Raw genomic sequence first — 22,657 nt, 5'->3', positions numbered from 1 at the left:
ATCAGTCACGCACGTAAATGATTTCCGGACCGTCTTCGTCATCCACATCTTCTTCGTCCCAATCATCTTCACCGATGTCATGGACCGACTTCACGCCACTGCGACGCAGGGCACGCTGATCGTCCAGCGCCTGCAACTGGGCGCGCGCCTCATCTTCGATGCGCTGATCGAGCTCGGCCAACTCTTCCTTGTAGGCCGGGTCGTTAGCCAGACGATCGGCACGATCTTCCAGGTAACGCATGATGTCATGGCAAAGACGCTCAGTGCCTTGCTTGGCGATTGCGGAGATCACGTAGACCGGACCGGTCCACTCCAGACGATCAACGATTTCCTTGACGCGAGCATCGTGCTCTTCTTCAAGGATCTGGTCGCACTTGTTCAGCACCAGCCAGCGATCACGCTCAGCCAGGGACGGGCTGAACTTGGTCAGCTCACTGACGATTACTTCGGCGGCATCCGGAGCACTGGTGTCATCCAGCGGCGCCATGTCGACGAGGTGCAGCAGCAGACGGGTACGCGACAAGTGCTTGAGGAAACGAATCCCCAGGCCCGCGCCGTCGGAAGCACCTTCGATCAGACCCGGAATGTCCGCCACCACGAAGCTCTTCCAGCGATCGACGCTGACCACACCCAGGTTCGGCACCAGAGTGGTGAACGGGTAGTCGGCGACTTTCGGCTTGGCGGCCGATACCGAGCGAATGAAGGTACTTTTGCCAGCGTTCGGCAAACCAAGCAGACCGACGTCCGCCAACACCTTCATCTCCAGCTTCAGGTCGCGCTGCTCACCCGGCTTGCCCGGCGTGGTCTGGCGCGGTGCCCGGTTGGTGCTGGATTTGAAACGAGTATTACCCAGACCGTGCCAGCCGCCGTGAGCCACCAGCAGACGCTGGCCGGCCTTGGTCAGGTCGCCGATCACTTCCTGAGTCGCGGAATCGATGACAGTAGTGCCGACCGGAACGCGCAGCACCAGCTCCTCACCTTTCTTGCCGGTGCAGTCAGTGCTGCCGCCGTTGGAACCACGCTCGGCATCGAAGTGCCGGGTGTAACGGTAGTCCACCAGGGTGTTGAGGTTTTCGTCGGCGACCATGTAGACCGAGCCGCCATCACCACCGTCACCGCCGTTCGGGCCACCGTTTTCAATGAATTTTTCGCGACGGAAGCTCATGCAACCGTTGCCGCCGTCCCCGGCCTTTACTCGAATCGATACTTCATCAACAAACTTCATAACAAAACGCCTCTCGCCATACGGACGAGCCGAAAAAACCTAGACATAAGACTCTTGCAAAAATGAGCGCAGCGACCTCAATCAACGACCGCCAATACAGCGCTGGAGCCCATCACAAACAGCTTTGCAAGAGACTCACCCCACAAACGAAAAAGCCCCGTCGCAAGACAGGGCTTTTCCAGCAACTACGTAATTATGCCGCGACGACGTCAGTCTTCGGGACAATGCTTACGTAACGACGACCGAAGGCGCCTTTTACTTCGAACTTGATCACGCCGTCGATTTTAGCGAACAGAGTGTGATCTTTGCCCATGCCAACGCCGTAGCCAGCGTGGAATTGGGTGCCGCGCTGACGCACGATGATGTTGCCCGGAATGATAACCTGGCCGCCATACATCTTCACGCCAAGGCGTTTGGCTTCTGAGTCGCGACCGTTACGGGTACTACCACCAGCTTTTTTGTGTGCCATGAGTTCAATTCTCCTAGTGAGGAATTAGGCTGAAATTAAGCCTGAATACCGGTGATTTTGATCTCGGTGTACCACTGGCGGTGGCCCATACGCTTCATGTGGTGCTTACGGCGACGGAACTTGATGATGCGGACTTTATCGTGACGACCTTGGGAGATCACTTCAGCCACAACGGTAGCGCCAGGAACAACTGGAGCGCCGATATTCACGTCGTCGCCATTGGCAACCAACAGAACGCGATCAAAAGTAACGGATTCGCCGGTAGCGATTTCCAGTTTTTCGATCTTCAGGTATTCACCTGGAGCAACTTTGTACTGCTTGCCACCAGTAACGATTACTGCATAAGACATGGTATTTCTCCGATAATCCTGCTCACCCAGCTCTTTATAAGAAGAGGTATTGGCTGGCATGGCTGCATAAGGCTGGAAGGCCTGTTTGCAATTGCGTAAGGCAGGTGCTGCCCAGGAAGTTCAGGGTGCGCGATTGTACGCAAGCTGCCGGGGCGATGCAAGAGGCTGTCCATCGTGCCTTGACAGGCCCGGACGTGGGTCCTAGCATGCCGCGCAACCCTTCTGGAGCAACTGTCGCTGATGCAACCCCAAGCTTTCTACCGCGCGGTGGCGGACGATTTTAGCGCCGTCGACGGCATCATCAAGAAACAGCTGACTTCCCGAGTGCCGCTGGTATCGAAAATCGGCGACTACATTACCTCGGCTGGCGGTAAACGCCTGCGCCCGTTGCTCGTGCTGCTGTGCGGCAAGGCACTCGGTCGCGAAGGTGATGACCTGCGCCTGTTGGCTGCGACCATCGAGTTCCTGCACACCGCCACCCTGCTGCACGACGACGTCGTCGACATGTCCGGCATGCGCCGAGGCCGCTCGACCGCCAACGCCATGTGGGGCAACGCACCGAGCGTGCTGGTGGGCGACTTCCTGTATTCGCGTTCTTTCGAAATGATGGTCGAACTGGGCTCCATGCCGGTGATGAAAATCCTTTCGCAAGCCACGCGCATCATCGCTGAAGGCGAAGTGTTGCAGCTGTCGAAGGTCCGCGACGCCAGCACCACCGAAGAAACCTACATGGAAGTCATCCGCGGCAAAACCGCGATGCTCTTCGAAGCCTCGACTCACAGTGCCGCGGCCCTGGCCGGTGCCTCGCCGGAACAGAGCGAAGCGCTGCGCACCTTTGGCGATCACCTGGGGGTAGCCTTCCAATTGGTGGACGACCTGCTGGATTACCGCGGCGACGCCGAAACCCTGGGCAAGAACGTCGGCGACGATCTGGCCGAAGGCAAACCGACTCTGCCGCTGATCTACACCATGCGCGAAGGCACTCCGGAGCAGGCCGCACTGGTTCGTCAGGCGATCCAGAAAGGTGGTATCGAAGATCTGGAACGCATTCGCGAGGCCGTTGAAGCTTCCGGCTCGCTGGACTACACCGCGCAACTGGCCCGCGACTACGTGGCCCGTGCGATCAAGTGCCTCGACGCCCTGCCCGCCAGCGAATACCGCGATGCATTGGTGGAATTGAGCGAGTTTGCGGTCGCCCGCACGCACTAACTTGTGGCGAGGGGGCTTGCCCCCGTTCGGCTGCGAAGCAGTCGTAAACCCATTGCATGCGGTTTATCTTTGAAATACAGGGCCGCTTCGCAACCCAACGGGGGCAAGCCCCCTCGCCACGGGTCGCCCCCACAGGTCTATCAGCGTCCTGCCCGCTCCCGCCTAAAACCCTATATAATGTGCGCTTTTTAGCCATCCTGAATCCAAGGAGCTTTAGTGAGCACGTTGCCACCCTGCCCGAAATGCAATTCCGAATACACCTACGAAGACGGCGCACAGCTGATCTGCCCGGAGTGCGCCCACGAGTGGTCCGCCAGTGGCGAAGCCGAAGTGGCCTCCGATGACACCGTGAAAAAGGATTCGGTCGGCAATGTCCTGCAGGACGGCGATACCATCACCGTGATCAAGGACCTCAAGGTCAAAGGCACGTCGCTGGTGGTCAAGGTCGGTACCAAGGTCAAGAACATCCGCCTGTGCGACGGCGACCACGACATCGACTGCAAGATCGATGGCATTGGTCCGATGAAACTCAAATCCGAGTTCGTCAGAAAAGTCTGAATCTGCTGTATTCCATCCCGCGCCCGGCGTGGGATGGTGCTTTGCCCTTCCCCGCATCACCCAGCATTCCCGCGCAGTAGCCAAACGCCAGTCGTTTTGATGCTCAGCAATTTCCCTGCAGAAAAAAACACAAACCGCCAATAGACCCTTGCTATTTGATGAATAAGAATTATTCTCATTGAAACCCATCAATGGAGATGAGACCCATGACTTATTTGATCGATGCCTGGCTGGACCGCCCACACCCCTACCTCAGGATCCTGCATCGGGAAACCGGGGAAGTCTGTGCGGTGCTTGAAGAAGAAGCCTTGAACGAGCTACAGGATCAGGGTGATCTGGACGTCAACGGCTTAAGTTCCAGCGAGCCGGTGGTGCTCAAGGAACTGGTACGCAATCTGTTTCTGTTCTGCTATGCCCGGGCATTGCGCCCGACCAACGATCTGAACCATAAGATCGAACTATGAGACAACGCAAAAAACTGTGGGAGCGAGCCTGCTCGCGATGGCATCACCTCGGTTTCACAGAAAAACCGAGTTGACTGCATCGCGAGCAGGCTCGCTCCCACATTAGCCCGTCATAACGACAGGCCGGGCATTACAGAACGTCGAGCAGTTCGACGTCGAATACCAGTACGCTGTGCGGCGGAATGCTGCCAACGCCTTGAGCGCCGTAAGCCAGTTCGCTCGGCACGTACAGACGCCATTTGCTGCCGGCGTTCATCAGTTGCAGGGCTTCGGTCCAGCCAGCGATGACGCCGCCAACCGGGAATTCTGCAGGCTGACCGCGATCGTAGGAGCTGTCGAACACAGTGCCGTCGATCAGGGTGCCGTGGTAGTGAGTACGCACTTGATCTTCACGGGTTGGCTTGGCGCCTTCACCTTGAGTCAGCACTTCGAATTGCAGGCCGGAAGCCAGAGTGGTGATGCCTTCGCGCTTGGCGTTTTCAGCCAGGAAAGCCAGGCCTTCGCCAGCAGCGGCTTCAGCCTTGGCTGCAGCTTCGGCTTGCATGATTTCGCGGATCACCTTGAAGCTGGCAGACATTTCTTCCTGACCCACACGGCTTGGCTTGCCGGCGAACGCGTCGGTCAGACCAGCCAGGATCGCGTCCAGGCTAACGCCCGGTGGCGGGTTGTCACGCAGCTGGTCGCCCAACTGACGGCCAATGCCGTAGCTGACGCGGGTTTCGTCGGTGGACAGATTTACTTCGGACATGACACTGCTCCGCTGTGCGGACGGCCCTGGAACTTGCCGTGCGTGCACAGCGCGTCCCGGAACGCGCCCGGAATCAAAAGGGCGAGCAGACTAGCACAGATGCCGTCGTTGATGAGCGGCGCCAGCGCTGTCACACAGAACGGAAGGTGATCGGTACTTTCAGGCTTTCCTCGGTGCTGGCACCGCACATTTCGTCATGGACCGACGCATGCATAACGTTGAACGACAACTTGGGAAAGGCATGAAGCATGTCACGCGCATGCTCGACCGAGCGCAGATGCATTATTTCGCCGTGGGTATCGCGCAATGGATACGCCGAACCATGCATACGAGCCTCCAGCACGTAGATCACGCCATCTACCGAGATCAGGTTCAGCTCATCGACCTTTCCGGCGATGGCATACGCATTCAACTCTTGCAGGTTCATGAACGCACCTCACGCAGTGGCGAGCCAGGATCTCTACATGGATATGCCTCGACGGGCCAAAGTACAAGCTACAAGCGACACCGCCCGTCTGTTTTGGCAACTCTGTGGGAGCGTGGCTTGCCCGCGAAGAGGTCGTGTCAGTCGACATAAGTGTTTGTCTGTTACGCCGCCTTCGCGGGCAAGCCTCGCTCCTACAAGTGCTATGCAGATCAGTGCTTGGTCAGCTTGTCCAGATAGCCCATGGCAAACGCCGACACCACGAAGGTCATGTGAATGACCACGTACCACTTCAAATGCTCGGGATCGACGTTCTTGGCGTCCATGAAGATCCGTAGTAGGTGGATCGACGAAATCGCCACGATGGAAGCCGCGACCTTCATCTTCAACGAAGACGAATCCATGGTACCCAGCCAGTTGAGCTTTTCCTTGCTGTCGTCGATATCCAGCTGAGAAACGAAGTTCTCGTAACCGGAGATCATCACCATCACCAGCAAGCCGCCCACCAGCGCCATGTCGATCAGCGACAGCAGGACCAGAATCAGATCCGACTCGGCCATCGAGAACACGTTAGGAATGACGTGGAAGACTTCCTGGAAGAATTTCAGTGCCAACGCCAGCAAGCCCAGAGACAAACCGAAATAGATCGGCGCCAGTAACCAGCGGGAGGCGTACATTGCATTTTCGATAAAGCGTTCCATTGAATCTCACACAAGGGGCTGGAAATGGCGGCGAGTATAACAGCCACCTGTTACACCCAGAAACCGCCGGAAAATCCGCAACCTGCGTGTGTGTGACAAAGTTTTTCTGCTAGTGTCCAGATCATTGAACGGTCAGCGACGTCGGACAGGAAGACTGGAAATGGATGTGCGATTGCCTTTAACGAGTGCCGGACTTTGCCTCACGTTACTGCTGGGTGGTTGTTCACCCAGCGATGAGAAACGTCAGGTCAGCCTCGAAGAAAAGATCGCACAGTTCGAACAATCCCTGGAGGCGATTGAGGACCCCAAGCTCAAGGATGCCGTGGCCGAGTTAGGCGGTTCGCTGTTATTACTCGAGCGCGCGCAACTGAAGCTCGACACCAAACCAGTAGTCACCGAATACGGCGAAGACGCCCTCGCCGTGCTCAAGCACTACCCCACACCCCAGGAGCTGGTCGACACCTACATCAACGGTCTGTTTGTACTGCACAAGGAGTCCAGCTCGGATTACCTGACCGACCTGCAGCCGGTATTCCCCTTCAACTTCAACATTCCGGGCGCGTTCCTTTTTCCTCATGGCCTGGAATGGCAATCGGTGACCCTGAGCAACAAGCGCGTCATCCCGTTCCAGCCGGAATGGTCGGAAACCGATCCCGGCATTCAGCTGAGCCCGTCGAGCTCCAACCTGACCAACCCCGATGATTTGACGGTGACCTACCCCTTCATCGAAGGCCTGGATGTGGATAAGACGAGCCAACCACAACCGGTGAGCCTGCAAGGCAAGGTGGAAGTCATCGCCCCGCGCCGGCTCTACAACTTCGACCTGACGAAAAAGGACGTCGGCCAGACTCGCACTATCGACAATCTCAACGTCACCTTATTGAAACTGGGCAATAACTACGCCGAAATCGAATTCAATAACAGCGCGCCGCTGGCCCCCGAGGTACGCGACATATCACTCAACCCATTGATCGTTCAGGCCAGGGACGCCACCGGGCAATTCATCTCTCGCTCAGGGGCGATCAACGAAACCGCCGCGCAAATTGCGTTTTATCAAAAACAACTGACACAGATGCAACAGCAGAAGGCCTGGAGCGAAGCGTTCGAAAAACAGCTCGATGACGAGCAGCGTGCGTTTGAAAAGCAACAAACCCGGCATTACACCAAGGTCTACTTCAACGGGCCGATCGACACCGTCGAAGTCAGCCTGCTGGACTTCTCGGCGGTTACGGTGACCCACAAGGACCTGAACCTGCCGATACGCCGCTTCGACCCGCACACTACGGAAAAAACCATCCAGCCACTGACCTTGCCGGTGGTGGTGTATGACGACCAGGCCGCGACCTGGCTCAAAGGCGCAACGCTGGGCGAGGAACAACTGAAAAAAAGCATCAGCATCAGTCAGTCGGTGGATGACCCGAGTGCCGCGCGCATCGAATTCGATCACCCCAGAAGCTTCAATGACGAACTGCTCGGCACCTCTTTCAATCCCGGCGAAAGCCCGGTGACGTTCTTTACCCAAGACCGCAACGGCCAGCGCGATGGGCCGATAGAGCTGCCGCCGGAGGCGTATCAGGTCGATCCGATACGCGGCGCCATCACCTATGATCTGAACCTGTTTCCGGAAACACCGGCCTACGCCGTGGGCTCCATGCCGCAGTTCCTGGCGACTGTCGACCAGCAAATGTACGACGCTCGCCAATTGCCCAAAGGCCTTGAGCTCAAAGGGAATGCGTTGGTGGTGGATTTGAAGCTGTTTCCAGCCCAGGACTGGCGTTTTTTCGCCAAGGACGACAGTGGCAACTATTTGAAGGAGATTCTTTCGGTCAGTCACGACGCCAGCGCGCAAGGCCCGGCGTTATTTGCAGTGCATTACTTCTATGGCCAGCCCACACGTCTGGAAACTTATCAGCGAACCAACCTCACCACTGTGCAATATGGGTTCGAGGTCAAACTCGACAAGGCTGAGCCAGGCAACCTTGATCAATAGTCTGTTCAGTGCTCGGGTCGAAACTCGGGACCGCTAAGGTTGCGGTAACGACCGCCATTGATCTCTCGCAACTGGGCTTGCAGATGCAGGCACCAGATTTGCGGGTCGTCGGCCAGCTCGTAGCCATGCAAGGTCAGACTTTCAACAATAGTGTCGAGGATCGATTCAGCCACGACAGGCCCACGAAACGGGCCTTGGGCTTTGATGGCAGAAGGCTGCTCGCCGGCCATTCCGGCGGCGAAGAGTAAGGTCCACATGCCCGTATCTCCCGCCAGCGGGCGGATAGCACATTCGATACGGGTCACAAGACCCAGGCATTGACGGGTGAGGCAGAGGTTGCGCGACATGGCGGCGACCCTCGGTAGATCCGGTCTTCAGCCTCCACGGGAAGGCTGTCTCGATCCAGTGATTACTGTCGATATCCTTGAGCAGATAATAGAAGAAAAGTCTGGTTCGCACGCGAACCAAGACCAGAAGGTGCCGAGTGGTCACTGTGTGAATATTGACGCCAGAATTGTGGCGAATGGGCTTACCCCCGTTGGGCCGCGAAGCGGCCCTTAAAGCGGCTGAAGCGGTTTATCAGAAAGACCGTATCAGTCGATTTTACGACTGCTTCGCAGCCGAACGGAGGCAAGCCCCCTCGCCACAGAGAGCTTGCTTCTTTTGGTCGACTATTCAGGCCGGTTTGATTTCCAGCATTGCTTCCTGCGCCAACTCCTTTTCGGCTTCCTTGAGATCTTCCTCGCTGATCATTTCCGCGATCACCCGCAAGCGTTCCACTACCCGCGCATTGATGCTGCCTTCAGGGAATTCGCCATTCTCATTCGGCGCACCGGCCGGCTCGCCGACCAACAGGCTCAGGGCCTCGTCGGCCTGGCGCACTGCGTAGACATGGAACTGCCCCGCCCGCACCGCCGCCAGTACCTTCTCGTCGAGCATTAGCGTGGCGACGTTGGCCTGAGGAATGATCGCCCCTTGCTCCCCCGTCAGACCACGGGCTTCGCAGAGTCGGAAGAAACCTTCGATCTTCTCGTTGACCCCACCCACCGCCTGCACTTCACCGAACTGGTTGATCGAACCGGTAATCGCAAAGCACTGCTTGAGCGGGGTCTTCGACAAGGCCGAGATCAGCGTGCACGCCTCACCCAGAGACGCGCTGTCACCGTCGACATAACCGTAGGACTGCTCCAGGGCGATGCTCGCGGAAATCGCCAGCGGGAATTCCTGGGCATAACGGCTGCCCAGATACCCGGTGAGGATCATCACGCCTTTGGAGTGGATCGGCTGGCCGAGGTTGACCTCGCGCTCGATGTCGACGATGCCGCTACCACCTGGATAAACCGTGGCGGAAATCCGCGCCGGTATCCCGAAGGCCGAATCACCGACTTCCAATACCGTCAGCCCGTTGCACTTGCCGACAGCTGCGCCATCGGTGTCGATCAGAATGATCCCGGCCAGCATGTCATCGAGAATCCGTGCCGAAACGCGCCCGGTGCGGGTCGCCTTGGCCTTGAGCGCACGCTCGATGTGTCCGGCGTCGGTCATGTCGTCACCCGCCAGATCGCGAATGAAATCCGCCTCGCTGACCAGTTGGAACAAATCGCCGATCCGCGCCGACAGACGCCCCTGATGTTCTGCCAGACGCGCGCTGTAAGTCGCTAGACGCGCCACCGCATCGGCGGTCAGCGGCGCCATGCCTTCCTCGGACGTACGGGTTTTGAGCAACTGGGCGAACTGCTCCAGACTCTCGTCGACCATCGGGATGTCTTCATCAAAATCCACCAGGACACGGAACATCTCCTGGAAGTCCGGATCGAGGTCTTGCAACGTGTAGTAGAGCTGCCGGGCACCGATGATGACGACTTTGACCTGCAACGGAATGTGTTGCGGTGACAGCGTCACGGTGGCCAGACGGCCCAACTCACCCAGCGGCGATTCCATTTTCAGCTTGCGCGATTGCAAGGCGCGCTTGAGCGCATCCCACACGAACGGTTCACTGAGCATTTTTTCCGCTTCGAGGATCAGGAAACCGCCGTTGGCCCGGTGCAACGCACCCGGTCGCAGCTGTCGATAGGTGGTGTAGAGCGCGCCCTGATCGGTGCTGTATTCGATGCGGCCGAACAGGTTGTCGTAGGTCGGGTGCGGCTCGAACACCACGGGCGCGCCGCCGTTGGCCGGATGACCGACCACCAGACTCGGGGCGTATTGCTCTTCGAGCATTTTACGGGCGATGGCGTCGGTCTTGCCGTCGTCCACCAGTTGCTCGACCACCGTCTTGAGCAGGTAAACCTGCATCGCTTGCAGGTAACCGCAAACGCCTGCGTTTTCCGCGTACTTTTCCGACAGCGGCGCGAGCAATGGCTGCAAGGCCAGGGTGATGGTTTCTTCGTTGAGCTGACGCAGTTGATTGCTCGACTCGCGCTTCCATTGCGGCAGGCTGGCGAGTTCTTCGTTCAGCCGCTCTTCCAGCCCGGAAATGTCGTCATGAAAGCGTTCGCGCTCGGCTTCCGGCAACTGGGCGAACTCAGCCTCATCCAGCGCCTTGCCTTCGCTCATCGGGGTGAAGGCGATGTTGCTGCTGTCGCGGTAGAGCGCAACCTCTTTCTCCAGCGCCAGACGCTCGATCACATCCAGTGCACGGTCATAACGCTGGTTGAAAGCGCGGTCGATGGCGCTTTTCTTCTGCTGATAGGACGGGTGCTCGAACACGGCCGGAAAGGTCGCCAGCAGGTTGTCGATCAAACCGTTGATGTCACCGATGAAAGCACCGGCGGTGCCCGACGGCAACTCCAACGCACGAGGCTCGCGCGGTTCATCGAAATTATTGACGTAGACCCAGTCCGCCGGGGTCTGCAGGCGTTTGCCTTCGGCCTTGAGGTAGCGTTTGACGAACGAAAACCGGCCGGTGCCGGGCTCACCCATGACAAATACGTTGTAACCGGGGCGTGGCATGGCCACACCGAACTGCAAGGCTTCGACCGCGCGCTCCTGGCCAAGCACACCGCGGAAGGGCTCCAGATCATTGGTGGTAGAGAAGCTGAACTGTTCAGCGGAAAACGGACGGGTCAGCGCTTCAGGCGCTAGACGCAAGCTGGCAGCAACAGGATCAGGCATCGGGCTTCCTTACATCAGGCGGGGCAGATAGCGGCATTCTGGCGCTGCCCGTACCTCACTGGCAAGGCGCGCCTCAAGCCAAAGCTCAGACAAACCCTCCGCCTGGGGCCGAGCTGCTCAAAATCAGGGTTTTTCAACGAATGTTTCGCAAAAAGTAACGGAACCCCCGGAACGTGCCTAAACTCCAAACTGCGCGGCTGGAACGAATAACCGGCCCACTGGCACCATTAGGGGCCAGCACCCTGTCCATTGGTATGCACACAAAGAGAACATAGCTATGAAACGGATTCTTCTCGGTACTCTCTTCACCGCTGTATCCCTCAACGCCATGGCACAGGCGCCAGGCGGTCCGGACTGTGGTTGGGGCAACCTGCTGTTCGAAGGTCAGCGTGGCACCCCGGCACACTTCCTGGCATCCACCACCAACGGCACTTCCGGTAATGCAACGTTCGGTATGACCTCCGGCACCAACGGTTGCTCGACCAACGCGTCGCTGACCTATGGCGGCAAATCCTGGATCGCCATGAATGGCATGATGAACGAGCTGTCCGAAGACATGGCTAAAGGTCAGGGCGAAGCGCTGACCACTTACGCCGTGGTACTGGGCGTGGCGCCGGAAGACCGTGCGCACTTCGCCGCTGTGACTCATCAGCACTTCCAGCAGATCTTCAGCAAAGCTGACGTGACCGCTGATGACGTGCATACCAACACCCTGGCCGTGCTGAAAAGCGACCCTCGTCTGGCCAAGTACGCTACTCAAGCTTAAGCTCGACCGGCCCGCTCTCTTTGGGGAGCGGGTTTTATTTTTTGAACCTGGCCCTTTTGGCCTGCCCCTTCGGGTCTTTGTTTCTTTCGGCTTAAGTTGCTCACTATGTTCAAACGCCTTGCCTGGCTGGCGCTCTGTGTCTGCGCCCCGCTGTCCGCCGCGCCACATATCGACAATCAACGTTTGCAGCAACTGGCCAACGACCCCTTCTGGATTTCCCTGGGGCATTACGAAACCGCCAAGCTCGGTGGCTGGCGTAGCTATGTCAGCGACAAGAAATTCTTTCTCGCTCCCGATGGCAACGAACACCCCGACCGCGAACTGGCGGCGACCGTGCAGGCACTGTATGCCCCGGCCAGTGCCGGCGAGCAGCATGCACAATGCGTCTATCCGGCCCGCACCCGCTGGCTCAAGGCGCAACTTGAGCTGAACGGTCTGCCAACACCTGACTGTGCTGAGTTCAAGCAATGGTTCAAGGATGTTTCGCCCCACAGCGCGGTGATGATTTTCCCGGCGGCCTACCTGAACAGCCCATCGTCGATGTTTGGCCACACCTTGCTGCGTATCGATCAGGCCAATGTGCAGAGCGACAAGACGTCGCTGCTCAGTTACGCGATCAACTTCGGCGCCTACATCGAAGGTTCGGACAACAGCATTCTGTACGCCTGGAAAGGTTTGATGGGCGGCTATCCAGGGCTGTTTGCGCTGGTGCCGTATCAGGAAAAACTCTCGGAATACCGCAGCCTCGAGAACCGCGACCTGTGGGAATACCGCCTGAACCTGACCCAGCAGGAAACCGAGCGCATGGTCGAGCACGTCTGGGAGCTCAAGCAGATCCAGTTCGACTACTTCTTCTTCGACGAAAACTGCTCCTACCGCCTGCTTGAACTGCTGCAAGTAGCGCGGCCGAGCCTGCATTTGACCGAGCAATTCCCGTTGACCGCAATCCCTACCGACACGGTCAAAGCGGTGAAAGAAGCCGGGCTGGTGGAATCGATCGAGTATCGCCCGTCCCGTGAGCGTGAACTGCTAAGCCGTGCCGAGCCATTAACCTCCGAAGAACAGCAATGGGTACTGAAAGTCAGCGCCGATCAGAAGCAATTACAGACCCCGGCGTTCAAGGCTCTACCTCGCGACCGTCAGGCGTTGATCATCGATGCGGCTTATCGTCTGGAGCGTTATCGCGCCAATGGTCAGGAGCGTGACCCGCAACGGGCTCAACGCAGTTTCGAATTGCTACGCGCAATCAATCAAAACCCGCCCCCGGAGCTGGAAATTCCGCAACCAGGCTTGCCCGAGGACGGTCACGAATCCCGCACCTGGCAGGCCGGCATCGGCACCCGGGGCGACAAGGCCTTCGGCGAATATGGCCTGCGCATGGCCTATCACGATCTCAATGACAACATGGAAAGCTTCCCCCTCGGTGCGCAGATCGAAATTCTGCAGATGAAGCTGCGTCAATACGAAGGCAATGACTGGCAGTTGCAGCAACTGGACCTGGCGACCATCCGCTCGCTGACGCCTCGCAATGAATTGTTGCAGCCGCTGTCATGGCAAGTCACCGGCGGCCTGGAGCGCGTACCGGGCAAGCATGATGACGAAACCCTGGTCAGCCATGTCAACGGCGGTGGCGGCGGGACCTGGCAACTGGGTGACGACATGCTCGGTTTCGCCTTGGGCACCGTGCGTGTGGAGCATAACAACGACTTCGCGGGCTTCATCGCTCCGGCGGCGGGCTTCAACAGCGGCCTGCTGTGGAAAAACCCCCTGGGTAACTTCAGCCTGGAAGCCAAGGGCGATTACTTCACCAATGGCGAGGTGCGCCGGAGTGTGAGCCTGAATCAGCAATGGGAACTGTCGCGCAATCTGGGCGTGCGCCTGAGTGCCCAGCGTGAATTCAGCCACCTGGCTTCGCCCGAAAACGAAGTGATGCTTGAGGTGAAGTGGTATCACTATTGATCGTTGCTTAACCGCAAAAGATCGCAGCCTTCGGCAGCTCCTACAGGACCGCATATAACCGCGCTTTTGTAGGAGCTGCCGAAGGCTGCGATCTTTTGATCTTTCTTTCACTCCCAGCTGACAAATCCGCTTCTAGACTTCCCTTATAGGCCGTTGAACGGTCCAGGAGTCCGAGATGTGGCGTTGCGTGGGTGTGTTGGGGTTGTTGGTAGTGATCACGGGGTGCCAGTCGACCCACGAGGATCTGATCGCCAAGGGCTATCCGCCGGCGTTCGCTGATGGCTTCGATGACGGTTGCATCAGTGGCCGGCAAGCCGCCGGGGCGATCACCGGCGAGTTTCGCAAAAATGTCCCGCGTTACCTCAAGGACAAGCAATACGCCGAAGGCTGGACTGATGGCTTCCGTCAGTGCCAGGCCATGCGTGAAAACGAGGATCGTAACGAGTACAAGGACCGCCATTGGGACGAGCGCGAACGGGCCTGGCAACAAGAGAAAGACAGGGACGCCGCGCGAGCCTATCGCTCGCAATAAGTCGTTTACAGACATTCGTCGAAACTTAAAGCCTGCGACCATGGCCCAAACCCTATAACGGGAGAACAGCATGAGTCGCGCCTTCGTCAATGAAGATAACGCCGCCGCGCAAGCCGATCAGCCAGTCGAACGGCAGGTCAGCGCGCAGCCCAATTACGTCACGCCAGTGGGCCTGGCGCAGCTTCAGGCGAAAGTCGCCGAACTGCAAAAACTGCTTGATGAGGAAAGCGCCAAAGGCGAGCTGGCCGACAAGCAGCGCCAGGCTGACCTCGATCGCGACTGGCGCTACTTCAAGCAGCGCTTGCAAAGCGCCCAAGTGGTCGCACAGGCCTCCTCGGCCGATAAAGTGCAGATCGGCAACTGGGTGACCTTTGCCGACGAACACGATCATGAGCAACGCGTGCAATTGGTCGGAGAAGACCAGGCGGATGCCGCCCATGGCTTGATCAATTGGAGCTCGCCGCTGGGGCGGGCGTTGCTCGGGGCGCAGGTGGGCGATGAAGTGTTGTGGAAGCGACCAGCGGGGGATTTGGTGATTGAGGTGTTGGCAATAGAGGCCGGGTAAGTTCGATGACGTCGCGATCTCGCCTGTAGGAGCTGTCGAGTGAAACGAGGCCTTTTCAGACCCGCTCCAATCCCAAGCGGAAGATCAAAAGATCGCAGCCTCGTTTCACTCGACAGCTCCTACAGAAAAACAAAAAACGGAGCCCCGAAGGCTCCGTTTTTTCTATGCGACCAACCTGAAATCAGGCCAGTTTCTTGTGCCGTACGCGGTGCGGCTGGGAAGCCGCTTCGCCGAGGCGTTTCTTGCGATCGGCTTCGTACTCGGTGTAGTTGCCTTCGAAGAACACCGCTTGCGAGTCGTCTTCGTACGCCAGGATGTGAGTCGCGACGCGGTCAAGGAACCACCGATCGTGAGAGATCACAATGGCGGCGCCCGGGAAGTCCAGCAAGGCTTCTTCCAGGGAACGCAGGGTTTCAACGTCGAGGTCGTTGGAAGGTTCGTCGAGCAGCAGGACGTTGCCGCCCTCTTTCAGGGTCAGGGCCAGGTGCAAGCGACCACGCTCACCACCAGACAGGTCCTTGACGAACTTCTGCTGATCGCCGCCCTTGAAGTTGAAGCGACCAACGTAGGTGCGCGACGGGATCTCGTAGTTGCCGATGCGAATCTGATCGGAACCGTCGGAGATCTGCTGGAACACAGTCTTGCTGCCATCCAGGTCTTCACGGCTCTGATCGACGCACGCCAGTTGCACGGTTTCACCGACTTCGATGGAACCCGAATCCGGTGTTTCCTTGCCCATCAGCATGCGGAACAGGGTCGATTTACCGGCACCGTTACCGCCGATCACGCCAACAATGGCGCCTTTAGGCATGGAGAACGACAGGTTGTCGATCAACACGCGATCGCCGTAGCCCTTGCTGACGTTCTTGAACTCGATGACCTTATCACCCAGGCGCGGACCGGCCGGGATGTAGATCTCGTTGGTTTCGCTGCGCTTCTGGAATTCCTGCGATTGCATTTCTTCGAAGCGTTGCAGACGAGCCTTGGATTTGGACTGGCGGGCCTTGGCGCCTTTGCGCACCCACTCCAGCTCTTCCTTCATGGCCTTTTCGTGAGCCGATTGCTGCTTGGATTCGGCCGCCAGACGATCGGACTTGGCTTCGAGCCAACCCGAATAGTTGCCCTCGTACGGGATACCGGCGCCGCGGTCGAGCTCGAGGATCCAGCCGGCGACGTTGTCCAGGAAGTAACGGTCGTGCGTGATCGCAACCACGGTGCCCGGGAAATCGTGCAGGAAGTGCTCCAGCCAGGCGACAGAATCGGCGTCCAGGTGGTTGGTTGGTTCGTCGAGCAGCAGCATGTCTGGTGCAGACAGCAGCAGGCGGCACAGGGCCACACGACGCTTTTCACCACCGGACAGGAATTCGACCTTGGCATCCCACGCTGGCAGACGCAGCGCATCGGCGGCGACTTCCAGTTGGCGATCCAGATTGTGACCGTCGCTGGCTTGCAGGATGGATTCAAGCTTGGCCTGTTCGGCGGCCAGCTTGTCGAAGTCTGCATCCGGTTCAGCGTAGGCCGCGTAAACCTCGTCCAGGCGCGCCTGAGCGTCCTTGATCACGCTGACCGCTTCCTCGACCACTTCACGAACGGTTTTGGTCGGATCCAGGATCGGTTCTTGCGGCAGGTAGCCAATGTTCAGGTCCGGCATCGGACGGGCTTCACCGTCGAACTCGGTATCGACGCCAGCCATGATTTTCAGCAGCGTGGACTTACCCGAACCGTTGAGACCGAGTACGCCGATTTTGGCGCCAGGGAAGAACGACAGCGAAATGTTTTTCAGGATTTCCCGCTTCGGCGGAACAACTTTGCCCAGCCGATGCATGGTGAAGACGTATTGAGCCATGGAGAACCTTGGGTCAGTGACTGATGAATGATTGGAGCGCAGGCGATGCCCGGCCAGGCCATGCGCGTCGTTCGTTTGATGGGTATCAAAGCGTGCGCGCTGAAAAAAACCTGATTCTAGGAGCTGGAACGCTCCCGCGTAACCGGCAAAGCTACCTTATTGACAGGAGGCAGTCCAGCCGAGCGGGACTGGCACTTAGCCACAACTCAAGGCATGCTAGCCGCGCTTCGGGCGTCCGGCTTATAGTGCACGTCGCGCCAGTCCAGCCAAACCGCAGGATTACAGTTTGTCTAATGTCTCTCCGCCATCGTCCGTGAGCGCACTCAATCCTGCGACCGGCTCGCCCCTGCGCGGGACCTTGAAGGGCGCGCTGGCGACCCTCGTGCTGTTGCTGCTCGCACTGCTGTTCTGGCAGCTGCTGGATCAGCTTCGCGAAACCCAGAAAAACCAGCGCCAATACACCATCGACTACTCCGCCGATCTGGCTTCGCAAGTCAGCCTCAACATGGCACTCAATGCCCAGATCGCCCTTAATCTGCTACCGATCATCGAACAACCACAAAGCCCCGACGAACAGCAGGCGTTGCTGCGCAAACTGCGGCAATCGCTGCCCGATCTGCGCAGCCTGGCGCTGCTCAGTCCCTCCGGAAAAATCCTCAGCGACAGTGCCGCCGACAGCCCGGACGCCCATTACCTGAGCGAACTGGTGCAGCGCAGCCGTGCCCAGGCCCACTATTTCAGCAATGCCGATGACGGTTCGGTGGTGCACCTGCTCCTGCATCAGGCCAGCGGCAGCAGCCGCGGCTATTGGGTCCTGCGCCTGACGCCAACGTTTTTCTCCTCACTGACCAAACAGGGCGAGGTCGGCATCCGCCCCCAGTGGCTGGTGGAGAACCGCATCAATCATCAAATCATCAGCCGCGATGACGCCCAGCCCTCGGCCAAACCAGCCGTGCTGACAGCAGACGAACTGGCCAACAGCGTGCTGACAGTCCCCCTGAGCAGCAGCGATTGGCAACTGCGCGGGCTGTTCGACCGGCAACGGGTGATCGAACAATTGTTGCCGGCGTTCATCGGCAAATGCTTGCTGGGTCTGGCCCTCTCCTTGTTGCCGTTCATCGCTCTGCTGAACATTCGTCGCCGTCAACGCCAATTGCATGAGGGCCGTCGACGCTATCAGGACATTTTCGAAGGCACCGGCGTTGCGCTGTGCGTGCTCGACCTGTCCGGGCTCAAAAGTTTTTTCGACAAGGCTCAACTCAGCAGCAGCGAGCAGTTGAAGGCCTGGCTCGAGACACCGGAGCAACGCCAGCAACTGCTGCAGGAACTGCGCATCACCGAGGTCAACCAGGTCGCCCTGCAATTGCTCAACGTCAATTCCTGCGATCAAGCCTGGAAACTGCTGATCGACGGCTGCCCATTGGACTGCACGGCCGTCGGCAATCAAGTGCTCGAAGCAGTGCTCCATCAACAGAAACAGCTTGAGCTGGAAATCAAACTCCAGGACGCCAATGGCCGCGACCAACATTTGTGGCTGGTGCTGCGTCTGCCGGAAGATCAGGCCGACTACAAGGCCGTGATCTTGAGCATCAGCGACATCACCAGTCGCAAGCTCGTCGAATTGTCGCTGCTGGAGCGTGAAGGGTTCTGGTCCGACGTGGTGCGCACCGTACCGGATCATCTGTATGTGCAGGATGTGGTCAGCCAGCGGATGATCTTCAGCAACCATCACCTGGGGCAAACACTGGGTTACAACCGCACCGAACTGCACCAGATGGGCGAGTATTTCTGGGAAATCCTCTTGAACCCCGAGGATGCCGACTACTACCACCGATCACGCCAGTCCCAACGTCACGCGGGTTACACCCAACTGATGCAATGCCAGCTGCGTTTCCGCCATCGCGATGGTAAATGGCGGCGCTTCGACATTCGCGAACAGGCCCTGGCACGGGACAAACACGATCAGGTCACGCGCATCATCGGCGTGGCCAAGGACATCACCGAGCAGATCGAAGCCAGCGAGTCCCTGCGCGACAGTGAGCAGCGCTACCGGATGCTCGCCGAAAGCATCAGCGACGTGATTTTCTCCACCGACAGCAAGATGGCGCTCAACTACGTCAGCCCCTCGGTGCAAGCCGTGCTGGGCTTCGACGCCGACTGGATATTCCAGAACGGCTGGCAATCGACCATCGCCAACCCGCAACAACTGACCGGCATCTACAGCCTGATGGACCGGGTCAGCAAAGCGCTGGATAAACCCGAACAACTGGCGCTGCTGCGCAGTCAGGTGCAGACCCAGCTGTTTCTGTTCGACTGCCTGCGGGCCGACGGACGCAAGATCCCTATCGAGTTGCGTCTGGTGCTGGTCTGGGACGAACACGGCGCCTTCGAAGGTGTGCTCGGGGTCGGCCGCGACATCAGCCAGCAACGTCGAGCCGAGAAAGACCTGCGCATGGCGGCTACGGTATTCGAGCACTCGACCTCGGCGATTCTGATCACTGACCCGGCGGGCTACATCGTCCAGGCCAACGAGGCTTTCAGTCGCGTCAGCGGCTATGCGGTGGCCCAGGTCCTCGACCAGTTGCCGAACATGCTCACCGTCGACGAGCAGCAGGAAGCCCATCTGCGCTATGTGCTCAAGCAATTGCATCAACACAGCACTTGGGAAGGCGAAGTCTGGCTCAAGCGACGCAATGGCGAGCATTACCCGGCCTGGGTCGGGATTACCGCGGTGCTTGACGATGAAGGCGATCTGGCCAGCTACGTGTGTTTCTTCAGCGACATCAGCGAGCGCAAGGCCAGTGAGCAACGGATTCACCGCCTCGCCTATTACGACGCCCTGACCCACCTGCCCAACCGCACGCTGTTCCAGGATCGTCTGCACACCGCGCTGCAATCGGCTGAGCGGCAGAAGTCCTGGGTGGTGTTGATGTTCCTCGACCTCGACCGTTTCAAACCGATCAACGACTCCCTGGGCCACGCCGCCGGCGACCGCATGCTCAAGGAAATGGCCACGCGCCTGCTCGGTTGCGTCGACGATGACGACACCGTGGCGCGCATGGGCGGCGATGAGTTCACGTTGCTGCTGCAACCGAGGGTCAACCGGGAGATCGCGCTGAACCGGGCGATTCATGTGGCCGAACAGATCCTCGCCAGCCTGGTGAAACCGTTCGTGCTGGAAGGCCGCGAGTTCTTTGTCACTGCCAGTATCGGCATCGCCCTGAGCCCTCAGGACGGCAGCGAACTCAGTCAATTGATGAAGAACGCCGACACCGCGATGTACCATGCCAAGGAGCGCGGCAAGAACAACTTCCAGTTCTATCAGGCCGACATGAACGCCAGCGCCCTGGAGCGTCTGGAGCTGGAAAGCGACTTGCGTCATGCCCTGGAGCAAAACGAATTCGTGCTGTACTACCAGCCGCAATTCAGCGGCGACGGTAAACGCCTGACCGGTGCCGAAGCCCTGCTGCGCTGGCGCCACCCGCGACGCGGCCTGGTGCCGCCGGCGGATTTCATTCCGGTGCTCGAGGAGCTCGGGCTGGTGGTGGATGTCGGCGACTGGGTGATCAGCGAAGCCTGCCGTCAGCTCAAGGCCTGGCACCAGGCCAAGGTGCGGGTGCCGAAGGTCTCGGTGAACATTTCCGCCCGGCAGTTCTCCGACGGGCAACTGGGCACGCGGATCGCCAACATCCTCAAGGAAACCGGCCTGCCACCGGCGTGCCTGGAGCTTGAACTGACTGAAAGTATCCTGATGCGCGAAGTCAGCGAGGCGATGCAGATCCTCGCCGGGCTGAAAAACCTCGGCCTGAGCATTGCGGTCGATGACTTCGGCACCGGTTATTCATCGCTCAACTACCTCAAGCAATTCCCGATCGACGTGCTGAAAATCGACCGCACCTTCGTCGATGGCCTGCCCTCGGGTGAACAGGATGCGCAAATTGCCCGGGCGATCATCGCCATGGCCCACAGCCTGAATCTGGCGGTGATCGCCGAAGGCGTGGAAACCCACGAGCAACTCGACTTCCTGCGTGAGCACGGTTGCGATGAGGTTCAGGGGTATCTGTTTGGCCGGCCAATGCCGGCGAGTCGGTTTGAGGCGCAGTTCAGCAATGATGCGTTGTTCATGTTTGACTGAAGCTATGTGGTGAGGCTGCAGGCCTCATCGCGGGCAAGCCCGCTCCCACAGGGATTTGCGGATAATCAGATATCTTTGGCTGACACCGACTCTTGTGGGAGCGGGCTAGCCTGCGATGAGGCCCGTACAGGCACCGCATATCTGGTCATGAAGCCCACTTGTCTGCGACATGATGTCCTTTCATATGCCATCTAAAACCCATTGAGTTAGAATGCTCCCCTTTTCTGCCCCGATCCTTGAGGACCGCCATGTTCAGCCGTGATTTGACTATTGCCAAGTACGACGCCGACCTTTTTGCCGCCATGGAGCAAGAAGCTCAGCGCCAGGAAGAACACATCGAGCTGATCGCTTCGGAAAACTACACCAGCCCAGCGGTGATGGAAGCTCAAGGCTCGGTACTGACCAACAAGTACGCCGAAGGTTACCCAGGCAAGCGCTACTACGGTGGTTGCGAGTTCGTCGACATTGTTGAGCAGCTTGCAATTGATCGAGCAAAAGAACTGTTCGGCGCCGATTACGCCAACGTTCAGCCACACGCCGGTTCCCAAGCCAACAGCGCCGTTTACCTGGCCCTGCTGCAAGCTGGCGACACCATCCTGGGCATGAGCCTGGCCCACGGCGGTCACTTGACCCACGGTGCCAGCGTTTCGTCCTCCGGCAAGCTGTACAACGCTGTTCAGTACGGCATCGATGCCAACGGCCTGATCGACTACGACGAAGTCGAGCGTCTGGCGGTTGAGCACAAGCCAAAAATGATCGTGGCCGGTTTCTCTGCCTACTCGCAGATCCTCGACTTCCCGCGTTTCCGCGAAATCGCTGACAAAGTCGGTGCCTACCTGTTCGTCGACATGGCTCACGTGGCCGGTCTGGTCGCCGCTGGCGTCTACCCGAACCCGGTTCCATTCGCTGACGTCGTGACCACCACCACGCACAAGACCCTGCGCGGTCCACGTGGCGGCCTGATTCTGGCTCGCGCCAACGCCGACATCGAGAAGAAGCTGAACTCCGCGGTATTCCCGGGCGCCCAGGGTGGCCCGCTGGAGCACGTGATCGCTGCCAAGGCGATCTGCTTCAAGGAAGCGCTGCAGCCTGAGTTCAAGACCTACCAGCAACAAGTGGTGAAAAACGCCCAGGCCATGGCCGGCGTGTTCATCGAGCGCGGTTTCGACGTGGTGTCGGGCGGTACTCAGAACCACCTGTTCCTGCTGTCGCTGATCAAGCAGGAGATCTCCGGTAAAGACGCCGACGCCGCACTGGGCAAAGCGTTCATCACCGTGAACAAGAACTCTGTACCGAACGATCCACGCTCCCCGTTCGTCACCTCCGGTCTGCGTTTCGGTACTCCGGCTGTGACCACTCGCGGCTTCAAGGAAGCTGAGTGCAAAGAGCTGGCCGGCTGGATCTGCGACATCCTGGCGGACCTGAACAACGAAGCGGTGATCGACGCCGTTCGTGAGAAGGTCAAGGCCATCTGCAAGAAGCTGCCGGTATACGGCGCTTAATTGCCCCGCTAAACCGCAGCAATGAAAAAACCGGCCAGTGATGGCCGGTTTTTTTTTCGTCCGCCATAAAGGCCATGGAGATCAAAAGATCGCAGCCTTC

19 protein-coding genes are annotated in these 22,657 nt (G+C 58.7%); 10 read left to right on the top strand and 9 right to left on the bottom strand.

Features of this window, described 5'->3' with window-relative positions:
• Position 1 precedes the first annotated feature (1 nt).
• The 3 genes from cgtA to rplU all read right to left on the bottom strand — a co-directional run bounded on the left by cgtA (position 2) and on the right by rplU (position 2,044).
• Entirely contained in the window at positions 2-1,225 is a 1,224-nt protein-coding gene (gene cgtA / locus JFU11_RS22265; protein WP_123357345.1) for an Obg family GTPase CgtA, read from the bottom strand.
• Between the two features lie 193 nt (positions 1,226-1,418).
• Complete coding sequence (rpmA, locus tag JFU11_RS22260) at positions 1,419-1,694, bottom strand: 50S ribosomal protein L27 (RefSeq protein ID WP_007901871.1); 276 nt, start codon at positions 1,692-1,694, stop codon at positions 1,419-1,421.
• A gap of 35 nt (positions 1,695-1,729) precedes the next feature.
• Positions 1,730-2,044, bottom strand: coding sequence for a 50S ribosomal protein L21 (gene rplU, locus JFU11_RS22255; protein ID WP_007901869.1), 315 nt, complete (start codon positions 2,042-2,044; stop codon positions 1,730-1,732).
• A 240-nt stretch (positions 2,045-2,284) separates the two neighbouring features.
• Between rplU and JFU11_RS22250 the strand changes: the two genes are divergently transcribed.
• From JFU11_RS22250 to JFU11_RS22240, 3 genes are all read left to right on the top strand, one after another.
• Entirely contained in the window at positions 2,285-3,253 is a 969-nt protein-coding gene (locus JFU11_RS22250; RefSeq protein WP_038981482.1) for a polyprenyl synthetase family protein, read from the top strand.
• A gap of 216 nt (positions 3,254-3,469) precedes the next feature.
• Positions 3,470-3,811, top strand: a complete 342-nt coding sequence (locus tag JFU11_RS22245; RefSeq protein ID WP_007901863.1) for a zinc ribbon domain-containing protein YjdM — start codon at positions 3,470-3,472, stop codon at positions 3,809-3,811.
• 206 nt (positions 3,812-4,017) lie between these two features.
• Positions 4,018-4,275 carry a hypothetical protein gene (locus tag JFU11_RS22240; protein ID WP_123721392.1) on the top strand — a complete coding sequence of 86 codons (258 nt, stop codon included), beginning with the start codon at positions 4,018-4,020 and terminating at the stop codon, positions 4,273-4,275.
• A gap of 130 nt (positions 4,276-4,405) precedes the next feature.
• On the opposite strand, the gene JFU11_RS22235 is transcribed toward JFU11_RS22240, so the two are convergent.
• The 3 genes from JFU11_RS22235 to JFU11_RS22225 form a co-directional block, all read right to left on the bottom strand.
• Complete coding sequence (locus JFU11_RS22235) at positions 4,406-5,023, bottom strand: FKBP-type peptidyl-prolyl cis-trans isomerase (RefSeq protein ID WP_007901858.1); 618 nt, start codon at positions 5,021-5,023, stop codon at positions 4,406-4,408.
• 130 nt (positions 5,024-5,153) lie between these two features.
• Positions 5,154-5,450 carry a DUF6482 family protein gene (locus JFU11_RS22230; RefSeq protein WP_052967582.1) on the bottom strand — a complete coding sequence of 99 codons (297 nt, stop codon included), beginning with the start codon at positions 5,448-5,450 and terminating at the stop codon, positions 5,154-5,156.
• 209 nt (positions 5,451-5,659) lie between these two features.
• Positions 5,660-6,148 carry a TIGR00645 family protein gene (locus tag JFU11_RS22225; RefSeq protein ID WP_007901849.1) on the bottom strand — a complete coding sequence of 163 codons (489 nt, stop codon included), beginning with the start codon at positions 6,146-6,148 and terminating at the stop codon, positions 5,660-5,662.
• 160 nt (positions 6,149-6,308) lie between these two features.
• Between JFU11_RS22225 and JFU11_RS22220 the strand changes: the two genes are divergently transcribed.
• Complete coding sequence (locus JFU11_RS22220; RefSeq protein WP_201062108.1) at positions 6,309-8,138, top strand: hypothetical protein; 1,830 nt, start codon at positions 6,309-6,311, stop codon at positions 8,136-8,138.
• 5 nt (positions 8,139-8,143) lie between these two features.
• Here JFU11_RS22220 and JFU11_RS22215 read toward each other — a convergent pair whose 3' ends face one another.
• Entirely contained in the window at positions 8,144-8,485 is a 342-nt protein-coding gene (locus JFU11_RS22215) for a hypothetical protein (protein WP_007901845.1), read from the bottom strand.
• 328 nt (positions 8,486-8,813) lie between these two features.
• Entirely contained in the window at positions 8,814-11,252 is a 2,439-nt protein-coding gene (locus JFU11_RS22210; RefSeq protein WP_201062107.1) for an ATP-binding protein, read from the bottom strand.
• 277 nt (positions 11,253-11,529) lie between these two features.
• Between JFU11_RS22210 and JFU11_RS22205 the strand changes: the two genes are divergently transcribed.
• From JFU11_RS22205 to JFU11_RS22190, 4 genes are all read left to right on the top strand, one after another.
• A complete protein-coding gene (locus tag JFU11_RS22205; RefSeq protein ID WP_201062106.1) occupies positions 11,530-12,018 on the top strand; it encodes a DUF3015 domain-containing protein in 489 nt (162 codons plus the stop codon).
• Between the two features lie 105 nt (positions 12,019-12,123).
• The gene (locus JFU11_RS22200; RefSeq protein WP_201062105.1) at positions 12,124-13,977 is read left to right on the top strand and encodes a DUF4105 domain-containing protein; all 1,854 of its coding nucleotides are present in this window, start codon (positions 12,124-12,126) and stop codon (positions 13,975-13,977) included.
• A gap of 175 nt (positions 13,978-14,152) precedes the next feature.
• Positions 14,153-14,509, top strand: coding sequence for a hypothetical protein (locus JFU11_RS22195; RefSeq protein ID WP_008008678.1), 357 nt, complete (start codon positions 14,153-14,155; stop codon positions 14,507-14,509).
• Positions 14,510-14,579: 70 nt separating this feature from the next.
• A complete protein-coding gene (locus tag JFU11_RS22190; protein WP_123721387.1) occupies positions 14,580-15,074 on the top strand; it encodes a GreA/GreB family elongation factor in 495 nt (164 codons plus the stop codon).
• A gap of 181 nt (positions 15,075-15,255) precedes the next feature.
• On the opposite strand, the gene ettA is transcribed toward JFU11_RS22190, so the two are convergent.
• Positions 15,256-16,920 (bottom strand): energy-dependent translational throttle protein EttA, encoded by a 1,665-nt coding sequence (gene ettA, locus JFU11_RS22185; protein ID WP_123721386.1) that lies wholly within the window; start codon positions 16,918-16,920, stop codon positions 15,256-15,258.
• A 286-nt stretch (positions 16,921-17,206) separates the two neighbouring features.
• On the opposite strand from ettA, the gene JFU11_RS22180 reads away from it, so the two are divergent.
• Positions 17,207-21,055 (top strand): bifunctional diguanylate cyclase/phosphodiesterase, encoded by a 3,849-nt coding sequence (locus tag JFU11_RS22180; RefSeq protein ID WP_201062104.1) that lies wholly within the window; start codon positions 17,207-17,209, stop codon positions 21,053-21,055.
• A 248-nt stretch (positions 21,056-21,303) separates the two neighbouring features.
• On the top strand, positions 21,304-22,557 hold the full coding sequence (gene glyA, locus JFU11_RS22175) for a serine hydroxymethyltransferase (protein ID WP_201062103.1): 1,254 nt from the start codon (positions 21,304-21,306) through the stop codon (positions 22,555-22,557).
• The last annotated feature ends 100 nt before the right edge of the window (positions 22,558-22,657 follow it).

It is taken from the genome of Pseudomonas sp. TH37, from assembly GCF_016650735.1.
GTDB classification, from domain to species: Bacteria; Pseudomonadota; Gammaproteobacteria; order Pseudomonadales; family Pseudomonadaceae; genus Aquipseudomonas; species Aquipseudomonas farris.
Note: the sequence above shows the minus strand (reverse complement) of the source record. Positions and strands in the feature narration are given on the sequence as shown.

Excerpts from the sequence above, each read along its gene's own strand:
- cgtA (WP_123357345.1), bottom strand. The coding sequence starts at position 1,225 with ATGAAGTTTGTTGATGAAGTATCGATTCGAGTAAAGGCCGGGGACGGC.
- rpmA (WP_007901871.1), bottom strand. The coding sequence starts at position 1,694 with ATGGCACACAAAAAAGCTGGTGGTAGTACCCGTAACGGTCGCGACTCA.
- rplU (WP_007901869.1), bottom strand. The coding sequence starts at position 2,044 with ATGTCTTATGCAGTAATCGTTACTGGTGGCAAGCAGTACAAAGTTGCT.
- JFU11_RS22250 (WP_038981482.1), top strand. The coding sequence starts at position 2,285 with ATGCAACCCCAAGCTTTCTACCGCGCGGTGGCGGACGATTTTAGCGCC.
- JFU11_RS22240 (WP_123721392.1), top strand. The coding sequence starts at position 4,018 with ATGACTTATTTGATCGATGCCTGGCTGGACCGCCCACACCCCTACCTC.
- JFU11_RS22235 (WP_007901858.1), bottom strand. The coding sequence starts at position 5,023 with ATGTCCGAAGTAAATCTGTCCACCGACGAAACCCGCGTCAGCTACGGC.
- JFU11_RS22230 (WP_052967582.1), bottom strand. The coding sequence starts at position 5,450 with ATGAACCTGCAAGAGTTGAATGCGTATGCCATCGCCGGAAAGGTCGAT.
- JFU11_RS22225 (WP_007901849.1), bottom strand. The coding sequence starts at position 6,148 with ATGGAACGCTTTATCGAAAATGCAATGTACGCCTCCCGCTGGTTACTG.
- JFU11_RS22220 (WP_201062108.1), top strand. The coding sequence starts at position 6,309 with ATGGATGTGCGATTGCCTTTAACGAGTGCCGGACTTTGCCTCACGTTA.
- JFU11_RS22215 (WP_007901845.1), bottom strand. The coding sequence starts at position 8,485 with ATGTCGCGCAACCTCTGCCTCACCCGTCAATGCCTGGGTCTTGTGACC.
- JFU11_RS22210 (WP_201062107.1), bottom strand. The coding sequence starts at position 11,252 with ATGCCTGATCCTGTTGCTGCCAGCTTGCGTCTAGCGCCTGAAGCGCTG.
- JFU11_RS22205 (WP_201062106.1), top strand. The coding sequence starts at position 11,530 with ATGAAACGGATTCTTCTCGGTACTCTCTTCACCGCTGTATCCCTCAAC.
- JFU11_RS22200 (WP_201062105.1), top strand. The coding sequence starts at position 12,124 with ATGTTCAAACGCCTTGCCTGGCTGGCGCTCTGTGTCTGCGCCCCGCTG.
- JFU11_RS22195 (WP_008008678.1), top strand. The coding sequence starts at position 14,153 with ATGTGGCGTTGCGTGGGTGTGTTGGGGTTGTTGGTAGTGATCACGGGG.
- JFU11_RS22190 (WP_123721387.1), top strand. The coding sequence starts at position 14,580 with ATGAGTCGCGCCTTCGTCAATGAAGATAACGCCGCCGCGCAAGCCGAT.
- ettA (WP_123721386.1), bottom strand. The coding sequence starts at position 16,920 with ATGGCTCAATACGTCTTCACCATGCATCGGCTGGGCAAAGTTGTTCCG.
- glyA (WP_201062103.1), top strand. The coding sequence starts at position 21,304 with ATGTTCAGCCGTGATTTGACTATTGCCAAGTACGACGCCGACCTTTTT.